1 protein-coding gene is annotated in these 607 nt (G+C 41.0%); it reads right to left on the reverse strand.

Annotation, left to right across the window (positions count from 1 at the left end; genetic code table 11):
• A partial coding sequence (locus JHD62_RS21440) for a ShlB/FhaC/HecB family hemolysin secretion/activation protein (RefSeq protein ID WP_199104579.1) occupies positions 1-607 on the reverse strand: 607 nt, incomplete at both ends.

Below are 607 nucleotides of genomic sequence, written 5' to 3' on the forward strand. Positions count from 1 at the left end.
GTGGTTGACCATTCCAAGGCTATCCCTGTGGCTGCACGTTGAATAAACGGGTTATTTTTACCCCAGCCATTTTTATTTAAACGAATTCTTCCATAATCATAAAATCCTGATATCAGAGTTTTCGGGGTTATTGCATAGCGTAACTCGATATTGGTAATGAAGCCGATATCGCCGGAGTCGTCGCTGCTTGAGTAAGCTCTTACTCCATATGGGCCGCCTAAGCCGATTTTCTCCGAAGACTCCAGGTTTTTATCAGCCAGCTGAGCATAGGCCTGACCAAACACACTGAATTTATTGTTAAACCACTTTGATACGTTTCCATTGACGACTATTTTGCTAAACACACCCTGGAATCTTCTACTTTCCTGATAAAACTTATCCCATATTGGACTGTGTACGGCAACTCTGCCTGTGGTGTATGTGATAGCGAAATTACTTATCGATCGATCTGCAATCAGATTGGCTCCGCCACCGGATAGCGTCATTGAAATGGAATTAACTTGTTTTTCAATAGTTTGATCATAATAGTCGCCCTTGTCTTTAATGGTTCTGTCTTCATTTTGAAATTCCATTTCCGCATATTTATCTATTTGGGTGATAATGGGTT

Origin of the sequence: Aquitalea sp. ASV11, assembly GCF_016429185.1 — a bacterium.
GTDB classification, from domain to species: Bacteria; Pseudomonadota; Gammaproteobacteria; order Burkholderiales; family Chromobacteriaceae; genus Aquitalea; species Aquitalea pelogenes.